This window comes from Bradyrhizobium sp. SZCCHNR1051 (assembly GCF_032489615.1).
Lineage (GTDB): Bacteria > Pseudomonadota > Alphaproteobacteria > Rhizobiales > Xanthobacteraceae > Bradyrhizobium.
The window spans coordinates 137,244-153,354 of record NZ_JAUEYJ010000014.1 but is presented as its reverse complement, the minus strand read 5'-3'; the positions used below and the strand labels follow the sequence as shown (position 1 = coordinate 153,354).

The window sequence follows — 16,111 nt, the reverse complement described above, 5'->3', positions numbered from 1 at the left end:
AGGTCGGGCTCGCCCCGCCAACCCTGAATACGTTCTTCAAGATTTCAAAAGGTCGTATCAGCATGACAACACGTCGCGATTTCTTGGCAGGCGCCACGGCGGCGGCTGCCTTCGCCAGCATCCGCCAGGCGCTGGCCATTCCGGCACGGCGCCGGACCGGCACCATTCAGGACGTCAAGCACATCGTCATCCTGATGCAGGAGAACCGCTCCTTCGATCACTACTTCGGCACGCTGCGCGGCGTCCGCGGCTTCGGCGACCGCTTCCCGATCCCGCTGGAGAGCGGCAAGCCGGTCTGGTTCCAGTCCGACGGCAGCCGCGAGATTCCGCCCTATCACCGCGACTCCACGACCTCCAACGCGCTGGTCGGCTACGGCACGCCGCATTCGTTCGGCGACAGCCAGGCGGCCTGGAATCAGGGCAAGATGGGCTATTGGGCCAAGTACAAGACGCCCTATGCGATGGGCTATTTCGGCCGCGACGACATCCCGTTCCAGTTCGCGCTCGCCGAGGCCTTCACGCTGTGCGACGCCTACCATGCCTCGATCACCACCGGCACCGATCCCAACCGCATCGTGTTCTGGTCGGGCTCCAACTTCAATCCGGCGCTGCGCGCGCAGGGCATCAACTCTACGACCAACGACTCCGAGCCCAACAATCTGCGCTGCTGGCCGAACCCGCACAATTGGGTCGCCGGCCAGCCGCAGCCACAGGCGACCTACAAATATGTCGGCAGCGACTTCAATTGGGATACGCTGCCCGATCTCCTGAACAAGGCCGGCGTGAGCTGGCACATCTATCAGGACATGAACGACAACTGGACCGGCGCGATGCACGGCTGCCTCGCGTTCTCCAGCTTCCGTCACGCGCAGCCGGGTGATCCGAACTACGTCCATGGCCTGACCGGCGGTCCGGACTATCTCGACCGGCTGAAGGCGGACGTGATGGCAGGCACGCTGCCGGAGGTGTCGTGGATCCTGCCGACGCAGGCCAACTCCGAGCATCCCGGCGGCGGCAGTCCGACCCGCGCCGGCAATTTCACCGACCAGGTGCTGGAAGCCCTGACCGCCAATCCCGAGGTCTGGAGCCAGACCGTCTTCCTGCTGACCTTCGACGAGAATGACGGCTTCTTCGATCATCTGCCGGCACCGGCGGTGCCGTCCTATGACATCAACGGCAAGCTGATGGGCAAGGCGACGCTGCCGCTCGATGGCGAGTATTTCTCCAACTCCGTCGGCAACGTGCTGACCGCGACCGACACGATTAGCGGCAACATCCGTCCCTGGGGCCTCTCCGCGCGCGTGCCGATGTACGTCGTTTCGCCGTGGAGCAAGGGCGGCTGGGTCAACTCGCAGGTGTTCGACCACACCTCGATCGGTCGCTTTCTCGAGAAGCGCTTCGGCATCAAGGTCGACGCCATCAGCCCCTGGCACCGCGCCATCTCGGGCGATCTCACCTCGGCGTTCGACTTCGCCAGCCCGAACGATCCGCGCTTCCCGGAGCTGCCCGACCAGAGCAACTGGCAGGCCTCGGACGCGCACCAGAAGACCCTGCCGGCGCCGGTCGCGCCCGCGACACCGCAGCCGCTGTTTCAGGAGAGCGGTGCGCGCTATTCACGTCCGCTGCCCTACATCCTGCACGCCACCGCGAAGGTCGACGCCGCCGCGGGCAAGGTGAAGCTGTTGTTCGCCAACACCGGCTTTGCCGGCGCCGTGTTCCACGTCTACGACAAGCAGCATCTCGATCTCATTCCGCGCCGCTACACCGTCGAGGCCGGTAAGATGATCGACGATGAATGGAACGTCGGCAGCGATGGCCTGTACGATCTCTGGGTGCTCGGCCCGAACGGCTTCCACCGTCATTTCAAGGGCGACCTCGACAAGGTTAGGCCGTCGAATGCAGCCAACCCCGAGATCTTCGTCGGCTACAACGTGTTCGAGGGCGGCCTGCACATGCAGCTGCGCAACGACGGCCATGCCCGCGCGAGCTTCACGGTGAAGTCCAACGAGATCTATGGGCCGCTGCAGGCCGTCACCGCCTCGGTCTCCGCCGCGCTGGAGCCGCAATGTCCGGGCTTCGGTCCGCTGCCCGGCTTCCACCCGGTGGGTTTTGGCGCGGTGCCAGGCTTCCGGTCGGCTCCCGACTTCGAGGCGCCCGGCTTCGGCTTCGGCGCGCCGACCTTCTTCCCCGGACCGGGCCATGGCGGTCCGTCCACGTCGTGGACGGTCAAGGTGTCCGCGCCCGGACGCCACGGCGAGCTGTACTGGCAACTGCGCAAGTCGGGCCATTGGTACGACTTCGTTGTCACCAGCGACACCGACGACAGCTTCTATCGCCGCGTCGCCGGCCACGTCGAGACTGGCCGTCCCTCGTTCAGCGACCCCGGGATGGCGCTGGCCGATCGCTTCTGATCGATGCATCTCATACGAGGTTCGGGGAGGGCGCCCATGGGCGCCCTTTCGCTTTGCTTCAGGCGCTGCCGAGATCGTGGATCGCGGGTGACAGTTGGCCTGCGGAGATGTTCAGCGTCGCCAGCGTGATCGGCAGCTTGAAGCGGCGCGGCCCTGCGCTGCCTGGATTCAGGTAGAGCACGCCGTCGCGCCTCTCGATGCCTGCGCGATGCGAGTGACCAGACACGACGATGTCGATGCCCGACGTTGCAGGATCGATCGCGAGGTCGTGGACGTCGTGCACGACATGGACGGCACGCGTGCCGAGCCTGATGGTTTCGGTGGCGGGATATGCATTCGCCCAGTCTGCCGTGTCGATGTTGCCGCGGATCGCAGTCACCGATGCGATCAGGCGAAGCCGGTCAACGATCTCGTGCCGGCCGATATCGCCGGCGTGGATGATGTGATGGACGCCCGACAGACATCGCACTGCCTCCGGCCGCAGCAGCCCATGCGTGTCGGAGATGATTCCAACTTTGAGCATCGTTTCCTGCCGGCGTGATGGGTACCGCCTCAGGCGATCGTGAGAATCTCCAGCTCTTGTCCGGTAACCTCGACGACGTCGCCGGCCGACTTGCCCATCAGCAGGCGAGCCACCGGCGAGACGTGCGAGATCATGCCGCGCTTCGGATCAGCCTCATCCTCGCCGACGATCGTGTAGGTCTGCACGCGGCCGTCGCCGCGCTTGAACGTCACCGTGCTGCCGAACGCGATCTGCTCCGTCGATGTCGGCGCCGGCATCACCTGCGCGGTCCGGACACGCGCTGCAAAGTAGCGCGCGTCGCGCAGCGGCAGCGCCGACTCCCGTCGCCGCTCGTTGACGTCCTCGATTTCCTGCGCCGCTTCATAGGCCGCCTGCGCCTCGCGCAACTGCCTCTCGAGCGCCTTGAGTCCCGCCTCGGTGACGAGATTCGGATGCGGCGAGACCGGCCGGTCGGGCAGCTGCGTTTCGGCGGCCGTTTCGGCGCTCTCTTCCTTGGTGAATGCGACGCTCACGCCGGACTCCTGAAAAAGGCCGCGAGATGTCGCGGCCCTCAGGGAGAGATCATGCCGGCTGCGCAGATTTCAAGCCGTGCGCGCATGCGGCGTGCGAGCGCGCTTGACAGAAGCGGCTACGCGCATTCAAATATACGAACTATAGTTCGCAATCCGAACCATACAAAAAAATGCCGGTCGTCAAGGCCGGCGTCAGCCAGGAAACGTCGGAGCCTCCAAGTGGACGAGGACAGCAAGGCTGGCAAAAGCGTCGTGCAGTCGCTGGCCAAGGGCTTTCAGGTGCTCAATGCCTTCACCAGCGAGGAGCCCGAGCTGGTGCTCGCCGACGTCGCGCGCCGCGCCGCCCTCGACAAGGGCACCACGTTCCGCCTGCTCAACACGCTCGTGATGCTCGGCTATGTCGAGAAGGTCGGCGACTCCAGGCGCTTCCGCCTCACGCTCAAATGTCTCGACCTCGGCTTCAACGCGATCGCACGCTCGGAGCTGCGCACCCAGGCACGCCCGATCCTGCGCAGCCTGGTCGGCGAGATGAACGAGGCTGCGTCGCTGGCCGTGCTCGACGGCAGCGACATCGTCTATGTCGAGCGCATCCAGGCCGGCCTGGTCCGGCTCGGCGTCGACGTGCGGATCGGCAGCCGGGCGCCGGTCTATTCGACCGCGGTCGGCCAGGCCATTCTCGCGCTGCTGCCGGTCGAGACGCAGATCCAGGTGCTGGAGGCGCAGCCGCGCATCAAGCGCACCGAGACCACGATCACCGAGCTCGACGCGCTGCTGCAGCGTCTGCGTCAGGTGAAGGCGGCCGGCTACGCGCTGTCAAATCAGGAAAATGCGCCCGGGCTGTGCGTGCTCGCGGCACCGGTCATCGATCGCGACGGCATTCCGCTCGCGGCGATCAGCATCGCTGCGCCCACCATGCGCATCACGGCGGACGACTTCGAGCGGCTCGGCGTGGCGCCGCTGCTCAGAGCGGCCGCCCAGCTGTCGCGGGCTCTGGAGGCGATGGGCGGGGCGACCGCGACGGTCTCGAAACGATGAACATCGATGTGACGAAACAGGAGCAAGCATGAGCGTCATGACCAACTTCAAGGGGATCATCCCGGCTATCGCCGTCCCCTTCAACGCCGACCATTCGATCGATGAGGCCGAGCTGTCGCGCTACGCGGCCTGGCTCGGCAAGCGCCGCGGCATCGTCGGCATCATGACCAACGGCCACACCGGCGAGGTGTTCAGCCTCACCGCGAAGGAGCGCGCCGAGGTGACGCGCATCGTCGCCAAGGCACTCACCGGCATCTGTCCGACCATTTCTTCTGTCGTGTGCGAAGGCATCAAGGACGGCATCGAGCATGCGCTGATGGCCAAGGAAGCCGGCGCCACCGCGCTCGACATCATGCCGCCGCATCACTGGCTGCGCTTTGGCTTCAAGCGCGAGCACTGCCTGGATTATTTCAGCGCGATCGGCGAGGCGACCAGGCTGCCGCTGATCGTGCACGTCTATCCCGCCTGGACGCGCGCCTCGTTCTCGTCCGAGCTGCTCGCCGAGCTCGCCCGTCTCGATCATGTCCAGGCCTTCAAGATCGGCACCCGCGAGATGAACAAATATGCCCGCGACCTCAAGGCGATCCGTGCGGCGGCGCCGCACAAGGCGCTCCTGACCTGCCACGACGAATATCTGCTGGCGTCGATGGTGCAGGGCGTCGATGGCGCGCTGGTCGGCTTCGCCTCGCTGATTCCAGATATGATCTACGATCTGTTCGCGGCCGTCACCGCCGGCGACCTCAAGCTTGCGATGAAGCTGCAGGGCATGATCGATCCGCTGAAGGACGCCGTCTATGGCGGCGGCGAGCCGACCGGCGAGGCGCATGGCCGCATGAAGGCGGCGATGCAGGTCGCCGGCGTCATCCGCGACGCCACGGTGCGCCCGCCGACCCATGCGCCCAGCGCCGAGGAGATGGCCGCGATCCGCGCCGCGGTCGCGGCTGCCGGTCTGACGGTGCAGGCTGCGGCCTGATTGATCGACAAGCGACGGTCGGGTGTGGCCCGGCCGTCACTCCAGACGACAACGAATAACATTCCGGGTGGACGCTCATGCTGATGATGGATGTCGACAATGCGCCACGGCGTGCCGCCGCGCCGGACGATGTGCTGATTGCGATCGAGCAGCTGTCGAAGACCTACGTCTCGGCCTCGGGCGCGGCCGTCCATGCGCTGAGCCGGATCTCGCTCGACATCAAGCCGGGCGAGTTCGTCTGCGTCGTCGGCCCCTCCGGCTGCGGCAAGAGCACCTTGCTGCGTCTGCTCGCGGGGCTTGATAGTTACAGCGACGGCCGGCTGCTGCTCGATGGCGAGCACGTCGCCGGTCCCTCGCGCAAGGTCGGCGTCGTGTTCCAGGCGGCCAATCTGCTGCCGTGGATGACGGTGCGCGACAATGTCGGGCTGCCGCTGCGCGTCGGCGGCCAGCATGCGCCGGCCGGCGACCGCATCGATCGTCTGCTCGCCGTGACCGGCCTTGCCGATTTCGGCGACAAATATCCCTATGAGCTGTCCGGCGGCATGCAGCAGCGCGCCGGCATCTGCCGCGCGCTGGCGCGCGATCCCGAGATCCTGTTGATGGACGAGCCCTTCGGCGCGCTCGATGCGCTGACGCGCGAGCGCCTGAACCTCGAGCTGCAACGGATCTGGCAGGAGAACCGCAAGACCATCCTGCTGATCACGCACTCGATCTCCGAGGCGATCTTTCTCGCCGACCGGGTCATCGTGATGTCGGCCCGCCCCGGCCGCATCCTCGCTGATCTCCACGTGCCCATTCCGCGGCCGCGCACGTTCGACGACATCGTGTTGCATCCGGACTATGCGCGGCTTGCCAGGGAAGTCCGCGGACTGCTCAATGCGCAGGAGCACGGCCATGACTGACCTCGCCAACGTCGCCGTTTCAGCCGTGTCCCAGAAGCCCGCAAGTCCGCGCCGCCGCATCCGCCTGGGATCGCCGATCGCCTGGATCGGCCTCGCGGTGCTGATCCTGAGCTGGATTGCCGCGGTCAACCTGCTGAACATTCCGTCCTACATCCTGCCGAAGCCCGAAGCCGTCGTCCGCGCGCTGTGGTCCGGGCTCGCGGTCAGCCCGGCCAGCCCGCTCGGCTATTACCTGCCGCTGTGGAGCACGCTCAGCAATGCCGCGGTCGGCTGCGCCATCGGTGTCGGGCTCGGCCTGGTCATCGGTTCGCTGATGGCGGAAGTGGAAGCGATCGAGCGCCTCGTGATGCCCTATGCGTTCGCGCTGCAGAGCCTGCCCAAGGTGGCGATCGCGCCGCTGATCGTGATCTGGTTCGGCTTCGGCGACGGCTCCAAGATCGCGATCTCGGCGCTGCTGTCGTTCTTCCCGGTGCTGATCAACAGCTTCACCGGCCTGCGCGCCGTCGAGCCGGAGCGCATCGACCTGATGCGCTCGCTGTCGGCGTCGCGTCTCGAGACCTATCGCATCGTCAAGCTGCCGAACGCCGCGCCCTTCATCTTCGCCGGCCTCGACATGGCCGTGGTCTATGCGCTGCTCGGCGCCATCGTTGCCGAATTCCTCGGCGCTCAGCGCGGCATGGGGGTCGTCATCACCCAGGCCCAGGCCGTCTCCGATGTCGCCGGCGTATTCGCCGCGCTGATCATTCTCGGCGTGCTCGGCATCTTGCTGCATGGGATCGTGCGCTGGTGCGAGGCCAAGGTCGTGCACTGGGGCGCCAACCGCAAAAAATAAAACAGGGAGGAACGAAGAATGGTTTCGCGCAGGTCATTCCTGAAGGGCAGCGCCGGAGCGGCGTTGCTGATGAGCGGCGCTCCGGCCGGGCTGATGGCCGCCGACGTCAGAAAGATCCGCTTCGGTGTCGGACTCAAGGCGCTCAACGCCACCATCATCAATTGCGTGATCGGCGAGGCGCTCGGCTACAATGCGCAGGAGGGTTTTTCGCTCGACGTCCAGGCGCTCGGCACCAACGCCAACGTCCAGGTCGCGACCGATCGCGGCTCGGTGGCGATCGGCGTCGGCGTGCCCTCGACGGCGCTGCCGCTGCTCGCCAAGAATGAATGGGGCGGCGCGAAAATGTTCTATCAGTACACCTACCCCTACAAATGGGACATCGCTGTCCCGCCCGGCTCTGCGCTCAAGAGCTACACCGATCTCAAGGGCAAGAAGATCGGCGTCTCGGACTTTGGCGCCACCGAATATCCGGTGACCAAGAATGTGCTGAAGGCGCTTGGCCTCGATCCGGACAAGGACGTGAGCTGGGTCGCGGTCGGCAACGGCACGCCAGCCGGCGTCGCCCTGCAGCGCGGCGTGGTCGATGCGCTGGCCTATTTCGACACCGGTTTTGGCCAGATCGAAGCGGCCGGCATCGAGCTGAGCTACCTGCCGCGTCCGACCTTGATCCCGATGGTCGGCGGCCAGTTCCTGATGGCGATGCCCCAGACGTTCGAGAAGGACAAGGATCTGCTGATCGGCTTCGGCCGCTCGGTCTGCAAGGCCTCGCAGTTCCTGCTCGCCAATCCCGCCGCCGGCGCCCGGGCGTTCCTGAAGCTCTATCCGGAGACGGCGCCGCGCGGCGCCAGCGAGGACGAAGCCGTGAAGGCCGTGCTGCAGTCGATCAGCCGCCGCATCAAGCTCTACGCGCCGCCCTATGCTGATACGAAGATGGGCGCGATCAACGAGCAGGAGTTCCGCACCGAAGCCGCGATGAACGGGCTCGACATCAAGGACTACAATGCGCTCTACACCAATGAGCTGATCGACAAGATCAACAATTTCGATGCAGTGAAGGTCAAGGCCGAGGCGGCTGCGTACAAGGGATGACAGTGGATCACGACAGCAGTTCCGGTTTTCGCCACGCGGTGGTGACCGGAGCCAGCTCCGGCATCGGCCGCGCCATCGCCGAGCGCCTGCTGGCGGCCGGCTGGCGCGTGACGGGCATCGACCGCGCGCCGTCGGCGTTCTCACATGAGGGCTTTCGAAGTCTGCAAGCTGATCTCGCCGAGCCGCACGCGCTGGTCGCGCGACTCGCAGGCATCGGCGTCGTCACTGCGCTCGTTCATGCTGCCGGCTACATGCGCGTCGGAAGGCTCGGCGAACTCACGCGTGAGAACGGCGAAGGCATGTGGCGCGTCCATGTCGGCGCGGCGGAGGTGCTCGCCAATGCGCTCGCGCCGCACATGACGGAGGGCGGGCGCATCGTCCTGATCGGCAGCCGCACCGCCAATGGCGCGGCGGGGCGCAGCCAGTACGCAGCGACCAAGGCCGCACTCACCGGCCTCGCGCGCTCCTGGGCAATCGAGCTGGCGCCGCGCCTGATCACCGTCAACGTCGTCGCTCCGGCCGCGACCGACACGCCGTTCCTGCGCGATCCCAGCCGCGCGGGCACCGCGCCGGTGCTGCCGCCGATGGGGCGCTACGTCGATCCAGCGGAGGTGGCCGCGCTCACCGCCTTCCTGCTGTCGCCGGACGCGGGCGCCATCACCGGACAGACCATCACCATCTGTGCAGGCGCCTCGCTGTAGAGCGGCGCGTGCGGCCCCGACCAGGAGAATGACCATGACCGTCCGTATCGTCGACGTCCGCGAGGTGACGAAGCCGATCTCATCGCCGATCCGCAATGCCTATATCGACTTCACCAAGATGACCTCCAGTCTCGTCGCCGTCATTACCAATGTCGAGCGCAACGGACGGCCCGTCGTCGGCTACGGCTTCAACTCCAACGGCCGCTACGGCCAGGGTGGCTTGATCCGCGAGCGCTTTCGCGCGCGCCTCCTGGAAGCTGACCCGACATCGTTGCTCGATGCCAGCAAGGACAACATCGATCCGGACAAGGCCTGGGCGGCGATGATGATCAACGAGAAGCCCGGCGGCCACGGCGAGCGCTCGGTCGCGGTCGGCACGTTGGACATGGCGATCTGGGATGCGGTCGCCAAGATCGCCGACAAGCCGCTGTTCCGTCTGCTCGCGGAGCGGCACGGCCGCAAGGCCGAACCGCGCGTCTTCGTCTACGCTGCCGGCGGCTACTACTATCCCGGCAAGGATCTCTCGGCGCTCCGCCGCGAGATGCGCGGCTATCTCGAGCGTGGCTACAATGTCGTGAAGATGAAGATCGGCGGCGCCCCGATCGATGAGGACCGTGAGCGCATCGAGGCCGTGCTCGATGAGATCGGCTCCGGCCATCAGCTCGCCGTCGACGCCAATGGCCGCTTCGACCTGGAGACTGCGATCGCCTACGCCAAGATGCTGCGCGACTATCCGCTGTTCTGGTACGAGGAGGCGGGCGATCCGCTCGACTATCACCTGCAGGCGACGCTGGCTGACTTCTATCCCGGCCCGATGGCCACCGGCGAGAACCTGTTCAGCCACCAGGACGCGCGCAACCTCATTCGCTATGGCGGCATGCGTCCCGATCGCGACTGGCTGCAATTCGACTGCGCGCTGTCCTACGGCCTGTGCGAATATCTGCGCACGCTCGACGTGCTCAGGACCTACGGCTGGTCGCCGTCACGCTGCATCCCGCATGGTGGACACCAGATGTCGCTCAACATCGCCGCCGGCCTCGGCCTCGGCGGCAATGAGAGCTATCCCGACCTGTTCCAGCCCTATGGTGGCTTCCCCGACGGCGTGAAGGTGATCGATGGCCACATCACGATGCTGGACCTCCCCGGCATCGGCTTCGAGGGCAAGTCGGATCTCTACGCGGAGATGCGCGCGCTCAGCGCGTGAAGCTGAGCGGGGCGTCCGACGGCCGCCCCAGCGTCATTGCGAGCGCAGCGAAGCAATCCAGACGGTCTCCGCAGAGGGATTCTGGATTGTTTCGCTGCGCTCGCAATGACGGAGGAGAGAGGAACAGTTCCTTCAGCGACCTTTACGCAGGCGCAAGCCCATCAGGCATGTCCGCGCTCCATCGCACCCATCGCTGTCGTCCCGGGCAAGCCGCGATGGCGCGAAGCGACGGCGTGGCGCCGACCCGGGACCCATGCCCCCAGGGAGATGTGATGGCGCGAGATGTGGGACCAGTCTTGTCCCTCAACGGCGGCGGTGGCTACGGATCCCTGCGTTCGCAGGGATGACAGCGCGGACTGCAGCAACGTCGAGGATTATCGTTGGCGCCCTACGCCTTGCCCGCCTTCGACGCCAGCGCGTCGGCGACCGCGGTTCTGATATCGGCGACCGAGAACGGCTTGGTGATGACGTCGTGAGCGATCGCGCTGAGATTCGACGCGCGCTCGCGCTGATGGGCAAAGCCCGTCATCAGCAGGATGGTCAAATCGGGAAAATCGCGTGCTGCCGACAGCGCCAGCGCGATGCCGTCCATGATGGGCATCTGGATGTCGGTCAGCAGCAGGTCGAAGGCACCGGCCTCGCGCGTCAGGATGTCGAGCGCCTCGGCACCGTCCTGCGCCGTCACGATCTCATGTCCATCCATGGCAATGGCGCGCGCGACCAAGGTCCGCATCGAATCTTCGTCGTCGGCGATCAGCACGCGCGACATGTCGTTTCGTCTCCGTCTCGTTGGCCCCGCGAGAGAGCCGCGAGACCGGAACCATCATGCACTGCCGGCGGCGAGGTCGCGCCGGTTGAAGAACCGTATATCGATATTGCGGCCTTCGGGAGGGGGCGAGGCGAGCCGCGACTTGAACGTCGTGCGCTCGCCGGGCTTGAGCGCGGTCTGCTCGAGCAGCGTGTTCCAGGCGTAGATCTCGGTGCCCTGCGCGTCACGGACGCTGAACCGAAGCCGCGGCAGGTCGACCGATTTCCTCGTCAAGCTGACGATCGTCCCCTCGATCACCAGCACCGGCTTGCCGTCGACGGTTTCGGTCGCCACCTTCAAGTCCTTGAAGCTCAGGCCGCGCAGGTTCACCTCGAGCCCAACCAGCTTGTAGAACGACGCCGTCTGCGGCAGCAGCCTGACGACGTCGGCGCGCCACACCACGAGCGCAATCGTGAGCGCCGCCATGGCGGCCGTCAGCACCGGCAGGTTCAACAGCTTATTGCCTGGGAAATCCGGCAACGTCGGGCGCCTGATGAGCTTGCGGAGACCGGCGAGGCGCGAAGCCCCGCTCTGCGCCGGCTGCTCGGCATCGGCCGTGTCGTCGTCGGGCTCGGCGAGGGCATCGTCAGGCCAGCCGGCGGCCAGCGGCGGACTTTCCACCTCGGGCGACCGTCCGCCGTCATCTTCTTCCTGGCGGGCGAGGGCTTCCCACTCGTCGGCGGCGTCACGGGGCGCGGCCGACGCGCCGGCCTCCGCCATGGCAGGCATGGGGGCGGGCGCCTCGACCGCATCCTCCGGTCGTGCCAGCCAGACCTCCTTGCAACGGGAACAGCGTACGCTGCGGCCAGCCATACCCAGGGTTGCCAGGTCGATGGCATAAGATGTCGTACAATGAGGGCAAACGATGAACATCGCGCCTGTTCTCCAACGGCCATTGCCGCTTTGTTTCCGACAGTTCGTGCTACAAGGACCGCCATGTCGACGAACTTCGGAACTCAATCGCGCCAATGGTACACGGCGACCGTTAACGAACCGGAAACCATAACGGGCGCTCAATCGGGCCATCGTACCGCTGAGCTTGGAGCGTGCGGGTCTGCCGCGCACGCGGTCGAACGGAGCTGACGCTTTGGTTCGGTTCGAAAATGTTGGGCTGCGCTATGGATTGGGGCCGGAGATTCTCCGCGACCTCAGTTTCCAGATTCCTGCCCATTCCTTCCAGTTTCTCACCGGCCCGTCGGGCGCCGGCAAGACCTCGCTGCTGAAGCTGCTGTTCCTGTCGCTGCGGCCGACCCGCGGTCTGGTCAATCTGTTCGGCTACGACATCTCGCTGCTCAGCAAGGAAGAGATCGCCGATCTGCGCAAGCGCATCGGCATCGTGCTGCAGGACTTCCGGCTGCTCGACCACATGACGACCTATGAGAACGTGGCGTTGCCGTTTCGCGTCATGGGTCGCGACGAGTCAAGCTATCGCAAGGAGGTCATCGACCTCCTGAAATGGGTCGGCCTCGGCGAGCGCATGGATGCGCTGCCGCCGATCCTGTCGGGTGGTGAGAAGCAGCGCGCGGCGATCGCGCGCGCCGTGATCTCGCGGCCGCAGCTGCTGCTCGCGGACGAGCCGACCGGCAACGTCGATCCGACGCTCGGCCGCCGCCTGCTGCGGCTGTTCATCGAACTGAACCGCTCGGGCACGGCGGTGATCATCGCAACCCATGACATCACGCTGATGGACCAATACGAGGCCCGCCGGCTGGTGCTGCATCAGGGACGATTGCACATCTATGAGTAGCGTAGACGATCGCGGCCTCCTGGTCGATCTCGGCGACGACCGCCCGCAACTGCCGGCGCAGGCCCGCATCGTGTCGCCGATCGTGCCGCGCGCCTCGATCGCGGGCCGTGCGCTGGTCGCCGTGGTGGCGATCATGACCTTCCTGGCCTCGATCACGACCGGCGGCGTGCTGCTGGTCAGCGAGTCCGCGGCCGAATGGCAGTCGGAGGTGGCGAGCGAGATCACCGTTCAGGTTCGCCCCAAGACCGGCCGGGATCTCGAGCGCGACATTGCCCTGGTGACGGAGGCGATGCGGGCGCAGTCCGGAATCGTGGAGGTCCGGCCATTCACGAAGGAGGAATCGAGCAAGCTGCTGGAGCCGTGGCTCGGCAGCGGCTTGTCGTTCGATGAGCTTCCGGTGCCCCGCGTCATCATCGCACGCGTCCAGCCCGGCACCAGCTTCGATCTCAACGCCCTGCGCGCCCGCGTGACCCAGGTTGCGCCGACCGCCAGCGTGGATGACCACCGCGCCTGGATCGAGCGCATGCGCTCGATGACCGGTGCTACCCTGTTTGCAGGCTTCGGCATTCTCGTGCTGGTGATCGCGGCCACCATCATCTCGGTGTCGTTCGCGACCCGCGGTGCGATGGCCGCGAACCGGCCGATCGTCGAGGTGCTGCATTTCGTCGGCGCCGGTGACCGCTACATCGCCAATCACTTCCTGCGGCACTTTTTGCAGCTCGGACTGGAGGGGGGCGTGATCGGCGGCGGCCTTGCGATGCTCGGATTCGGGTTCTCGGAGTCGATCGCCAACTGGTTCTCCGGCACCCCCGTCGGCGATCAGTTTGCGGCATTGCTCGGGACGTTCTCGCTGCGCCCGCTCGGCTATGTCGCGATCGCGCTGCAGGCCATCGTGATCGCCGCGGTGACCGGCTGGGCCGCACGCCGGACCCTGTTCACGACGCTGGCGAGCATCGACTGATGGCGGCTTCTATCCCCAGCCATCTCGTTGCGGATTTCACTTGGCCCGAAAACCGCCTAAAATCGTCTGCGCCGGGGTGAGGCAGGACGGGGTGAGCTGGGTCACGAACACCGCGGAGGTCGCGCGCCAGGATCGGCGGCGAGCGAACGTGATCGGGAGGCCGGCGAAACCTGCCTGCGTTCCCGGACTTGAACGACGGGATCGCGCGACGGCATGGCGCCGCGCGCAGGCAGGCAAGGACAAGCCAGGCGTTGCATGGAGCCGGAGACCGACCATAGCAGGCGAAAGCTGCCGCTCACCGTGGCGGTGTGGCGGACGCTCGCGGGCGCCGTGGCGACGCTCGGGCTCGGCTTCTTCGTCGCGGCGGTCGGTTTCGTCGGCTTCCTCTCGCAATTGCGCGGTGCCGAGATCCAGCCCGAGCGCAAGGCGGACGGAATCGTGGTCCTGACCGGCGGCTCGTCGCGCGTGTCGGACGCGGTGGAACTCCTGGCGGGAGGCTATGGCCGGCGGCTGCTGATCTCCGGCGTGCACCCGACCAACGAGGCCAGCAACATCACCAGGTCGCTGCCCGAGGCGCGATCATTCATCAACTGCTGCGTCGATCTGGATTATTCGGCGATCAACACCCGCAGCAACGCCGCGCAGACGCGGCGGTGGGCCAGCGAGCGCGGCTTCAAGTCGCTGATCGTGGTGACGTCGAACTATCACATGCCGCGGGCCATCGTCGAACTGTCGCATGCGATGCCGAGCATGGATCTCATTCCGTATGCCGTCGTCGGCGAGAAATGGCGTGACGAGCCGTGGTGGACCAGCGCGCCGACGCTGCGACTTCTGTTGTCCGAATATGCCAAATTTGTCGCCGCCGAGATGCGGCTGCGGCTGGCCGATCTCGGCCTCGATCTCGCGCCCGAGGTCGATCCGCCAACCGGCTCGGTGGCGCGCCGACCGACGACGGCGCAAGCCAATTGAACTGGGTTTCTGATGGTCTCGATCTTCCTGCGTTCGCTGCTGTTCAACATCCTGTTCTACCCGAACTTCGTGCTCTGGGCGCTGATTGCGTTGCCGACCCTGGCGATGCCCCGCAAGGCGCTGCTGCGCGTCGCCAATTGGTGGGCGCAGAGCAACATCGTGTTGATGCGCGTCGTCTGCAACATCCGCGTCGAATATCGCGGCGTCGAAAAGATCCCGAAGGGGCCGCTTATCGTCGCCGCCAAGCATCAGTCGATGTGGGAGACGATCTCGCTGCTGCATTTCTTCGATGCGCCGTTCTTCGTTCTCAAACGCGAGCTGCTGCGGATTCCCTTGTTCGGACAATATCTGGTCAAGGCGGACATGATCGCGATCGACCGCAGCTCCGGCGCCCGCGCGTTGAAGCAGGTGATGCGGCGGGCGGCGGAGGAGGTGAAGCACGGCCGTCAGTTTGTGATTTTTCCGGAAGGCACGCGGCGCCCGGCGGGCGCACCGCCGGACTACAAGGGCGGGGTCGGCTTGATCTATACGGATTGCGGCGTGCCGTGCCTGCCGGTGGCGCTGAACTCAGGGCTGTTCTGGCCGCGTCGCACATTCCTGCGCTATCCGGGCACGCTTGTGGTGGAGTTTCTTGATCCGCTGCCGCCGGGCCTGCCACGCGATGAATTCATGCAGCGGATCCAAAGCGTGATCGAGGAGGCCACCAATCGGCTGGTCGCCGCAGGGCAGGCCGAGCAGGCCCGGCTGTTCGGCCGCATAGCGGCGGCGGTGAAAGCTTGACGCTATGGTGGCGCACCTTCCGGCGCAGGATGCAGCGAGTGGCCGTCATCGTGCAGCATCGTTGCGAGCCGATGCAACTGCGTGTCGCGAAGGCCCTGCGCCTCGATCGCCTTCACGGTCGAGATCACGTAGTCGCGATTGGCGCCGGACTGGCCGTGACCCTGGCGTACATGGCGCAACTGCTCCTGCGGCGACAACCGGCCGGCATATTGCACATGGCCGCGATCGACCACGTAGACCAGCGCGCTCACCCGCTCGCGGGCGTCGTTCTCCAGCCATACCGAGCGCGTCACTTCGCGATACACCGAGGTCACCTGCTCACGCGCCCGCAAATAGGCGATGGTATCGTCGCGCTTGTCTGCTGCCACCCGAAACGCAATGCCGCGACACGCGCCGCCGCGATCGAGACCGAGTACGAGGCCGGGCTTCTCCGGCGTTCCGCGGTGGACGAACGAATACACACAGAGCGCGCGATGCTCGCCGATCAACCGCGCCGGCACCTGCTCGAGAAAGGCGAATCCGGGTCGCCACATCAGCGAGCCGTAGCCGAAGACCCAGAGGTCGCCGTGGGGAAGGTCGCGTTCGGAGAGGGTCATTGCGGACATCAATGCGGAGGCCTAAGTGTGGTGCTCGCGAATTGTTAATCTAGATACACAATCCGTGA

General features: G+C 66.0%; 17 protein-coding genes. 12 read left to right on the top strand and 5 right to left on the bottom strand.

All coding sequences use genetic code 11. From position 1 onward, the window contains the following. The first annotated feature begins 62 nt into the window (after window positions 1-62). Complete coding sequence (locus tag QW868_RS18695; RefSeq protein ID WP_316231167.1) at window positions 63-2,411, top strand: phosphocholine-specific phospholipase C; 2,349 nt, start codon at window positions 63-65, stop codon at window positions 2,409-2,411. Between the two features lie 58 nt (window positions 2,412-2,469). Here QW868_RS18695 and QW868_RS18690 read toward each other — a convergent pair whose 3' ends face one another. Beyond that, on the bottom strand, window positions 2,470-2,934 hold the full coding sequence (locus QW868_RS18690; protein WP_315783063.1) for a metallophosphoesterase family protein: 465 nt from the start codon (window positions 2,932-2,934) through the stop codon (window positions 2,470-2,472). Between the two features lie 29 nt (window positions 2,935-2,963). After that, entirely contained in the window at window positions 2,964-3,446 is a 483-nt protein-coding gene (gene greA / locus QW868_RS18685) for a transcription elongation factor GreA (protein WP_315795608.1), read from the bottom strand. A 219-nt stretch (window positions 3,447-3,665) separates the two neighbouring features. Here greA and QW868_RS18680 point away from each other — a divergent pair, with 219 nt between their 5' ends. The 7 genes from QW868_RS18680 (at window position 3,666) to QW868_RS18650 (ending at window position 10,182) form a co-directional block, all read left to right on the top strand. After that, window positions 3,666-4,481: an IclR family transcriptional regulator gene (locus QW868_RS18680; RefSeq protein WP_315736224.1), complete on the top strand. Its 816-nt coding sequence runs from the start codon at window positions 3,666-3,668 to the stop codon at window positions 4,479-4,481. A 28-nt stretch (window positions 4,482-4,509) separates the two neighbouring features. After that, window positions 4,510-5,454 (top strand): dihydrodipicolinate synthase family protein, encoded by a 945-nt coding sequence (locus QW868_RS18675; RefSeq protein WP_316231166.1) that lies wholly within the window; start codon window positions 4,510-4,512, stop codon window positions 5,452-5,454. Window positions 5,455-5,531: 77 nt separating this feature from the next. Further along, window positions 5,532-6,356 (top strand): ABC transporter ATP-binding protein, encoded by an 825-nt coding sequence (locus QW868_RS18670; RefSeq protein WP_315778291.1) that lies wholly within the window; start codon window positions 5,532-5,534, stop codon window positions 6,354-6,356. Then, window positions 6,349-7,188: an ABC transporter permease gene (locus QW868_RS18665; RefSeq protein WP_316231165.1), complete on the top strand. Its 840-nt coding sequence runs from the start codon at window positions 6,349-6,351 to the stop codon at window positions 7,186-7,188. Before QW868_RS18670 ends, QW868_RS18665 begins: the two co-directional genes overlap by 8 nt. 18 nt (window positions 7,189-7,206) lie before the next feature. Then, window positions 7,207-8,277: an ABC transporter substrate-binding protein gene (locus QW868_RS18660; protein WP_316231164.1), complete on the top strand. Its 1,071-nt coding sequence runs from the start codon at window positions 7,207-7,209 to the stop codon at window positions 8,275-8,277. Then, window positions 8,274-8,978, top strand: a complete 705-nt coding sequence (locus QW868_RS18655) for an SDR family oxidoreductase (RefSeq protein WP_316163748.1) — start codon at window positions 8,274-8,276, stop codon at window positions 8,976-8,978. The genes QW868_RS18660 and QW868_RS18655 overlap by 4 nt, the downstream gene beginning before the upstream one ends. Before the next feature lie 34 nt (window positions 8,979-9,012). Continuing rightward, on the top strand, window positions 9,013-10,182 hold the full coding sequence (locus QW868_RS18650; RefSeq protein ID WP_315778296.1) for a mandelate racemase/muconate lactonizing enzyme family protein: 1,170 nt from the start codon (window positions 9,013-9,015) through the stop codon (window positions 10,180-10,182). A 388-nt stretch (window positions 10,183-10,570) separates the two neighbouring features. Here QW868_RS18650 and QW868_RS18645 read toward each other — a convergent pair whose 3' ends face one another. After that, window positions 10,571-10,951: a response regulator gene (locus tag QW868_RS18645; RefSeq protein ID WP_315736231.1), complete on the bottom strand. Its 381-nt coding sequence runs from the start codon at window positions 10,949-10,951 to the stop codon at window positions 10,571-10,573. 54 nt (window positions 10,952-11,005) lie between these two features. After that, window positions 11,006-11,863 (bottom strand): MJ0042-type zinc finger domain-containing protein, encoded by an 858-nt coding sequence (locus QW868_RS18640; RefSeq protein ID WP_316231199.1) that lies wholly within the window; start codon window positions 11,861-11,863, stop codon window positions 11,006-11,008. A 214-nt stretch (window positions 11,864-12,077) separates the two neighbouring features. Between QW868_RS18640 and ftsE the strand changes: the two genes are divergently transcribed. The 4 genes from ftsE to QW868_RS18620 all read left to right on the top strand — a co-directional run bounded on the left by ftsE (window position 12,078) and on the right by QW868_RS18620 (window position 15,447). Beyond that, window positions 12,078-12,737 carry a cell division ATP-binding protein FtsE gene (gene ftsE, locus QW868_RS18635; protein ID WP_006615648.1) on the top strand — a complete coding sequence of 220 codons (660 nt, stop codon included), beginning with the start codon at window positions 12,078-12,080 and terminating at the stop codon, window positions 12,735-12,737. Next, window positions 12,730-13,698: an ABC transporter permease gene (locus tag QW868_RS18630; RefSeq protein ID WP_315736232.1), complete on the top strand. Its 969-nt coding sequence runs from the start codon at window positions 12,730-12,732 to the stop codon at window positions 13,696-13,698. The genes ftsE and QW868_RS18630 overlap by 8 nt, the downstream gene beginning before the upstream one ends. 255 nt (window positions 13,699-13,953) lie before the next feature. Next, window positions 13,954-14,667, top strand: a complete 714-nt coding sequence (locus QW868_RS18625) for a YdcF family protein (protein WP_315736233.1) — start codon at window positions 13,954-13,956, stop codon at window positions 14,665-14,667. A gap of 12 nt (window positions 14,668-14,679) precedes the next feature. Beyond that, complete coding sequence (locus QW868_RS18620; RefSeq protein ID WP_315755963.1) at window positions 14,680-15,447, top strand: lysophospholipid acyltransferase family protein; 768 nt, start codon at window positions 14,680-14,682, stop codon at window positions 15,445-15,447. A gap of 2 nt (window positions 15,448-15,449) precedes the next feature. Here the strand turns inward: QW868_RS18620 and QW868_RS18615 are convergent, their stop codons facing one another. Beyond that, window positions 15,450-16,052 carry a gamma-glutamylcyclotransferase gene (locus tag QW868_RS18615; RefSeq protein WP_410051307.1) on the bottom strand — a complete coding sequence of 201 codons (603 nt, stop codon included), beginning with the start codon at window positions 16,050-16,052 and terminating at the stop codon, window positions 15,450-15,452. Window positions 16,053-16,111 lie beyond the last annotated feature (59 nt).

Excerpts from the sequence above, each read along its gene's own strand:
- QW868_RS18695 (WP_316231167.1), top strand. The coding sequence starts at position 63 with ATGACAACACGTCGCGATTTCTTGGCAGGCGCCACGGCGGCGGCTGCC.
- QW868_RS18690 (WP_315783063.1), bottom strand. The coding sequence starts at position 2,934 with ATGCTCAAAGTTGGAATCATCTCCGACACGCATGGGCTGCTGCGGCCG.
- QW868_RS18675 (WP_316231166.1), top strand. The coding sequence starts at position 4,510 with ATGAGCGTCATGACCAACTTCAAGGGGATCATCCCGGCTATCGCCGTC.
- QW868_RS18670 (WP_315778291.1), top strand. The coding sequence starts at position 5,532 with ATGCTGATGATGGATGTCGACAATGCGCCACGGCGTGCCGCCGCGCCG.
- QW868_RS18665 (WP_316231165.1), top strand. The coding sequence starts at position 6,349 with ATGACTGACCTCGCCAACGTCGCCGTTTCAGCCGTGTCCCAGAAGCCC.
- QW868_RS18660 (WP_316231164.1), top strand. The coding sequence starts at position 7,207 with ATGGTTTCGCGCAGGTCATTCCTGAAGGGCAGCGCCGGAGCGGCGTTG.
- QW868_RS18655 (WP_316163748.1), top strand. The coding sequence starts at position 8,274 with ATGACAGTGGATCACGACAGCAGTTCCGGTTTTCGCCACGCGGTGGTG.
- QW868_RS18650 (WP_315778296.1), top strand. The coding sequence starts at position 9,013 with ATGACCGTCCGTATCGTCGACGTCCGCGAGGTGACGAAGCCGATCTCA.
- QW868_RS18645 (WP_315736231.1), bottom strand. The coding sequence starts at position 10,951 with ATGTCGCGCGTGCTGATCGCCGACGACGAAGATTCGATGCGGACCTTG.
- QW868_RS18640 (WP_316231199.1), bottom strand. The coding sequence starts at position 11,863 with ATGTTCATCGTTTGCCCTCATTGTACGACATCTTATGCCATCGACCTG.
- QW868_RS18630 (WP_315736232.1), top strand. The coding sequence starts at position 12,730 with ATGAGTAGCGTAGACGATCGCGGCCTCCTGGTCGATCTCGGCGACGAC.
- QW868_RS18625 (WP_315736233.1), top strand. The coding sequence starts at position 13,954 with ATGGAGCCGGAGACCGACCATAGCAGGCGAAAGCTGCCGCTCACCGTG.
- QW868_RS18620 (WP_315755963.1), top strand. The coding sequence starts at position 14,680 with ATGGTCTCGATCTTCCTGCGTTCGCTGCTGTTCAACATCCTGTTCTAC.
- QW868_RS18615 (WP_410051307.1), bottom strand. The coding sequence starts at position 16,052 with ATGTCCGCAATGACCCTCTCCGAACGCGACCTTCCCCACGGCGACCTC.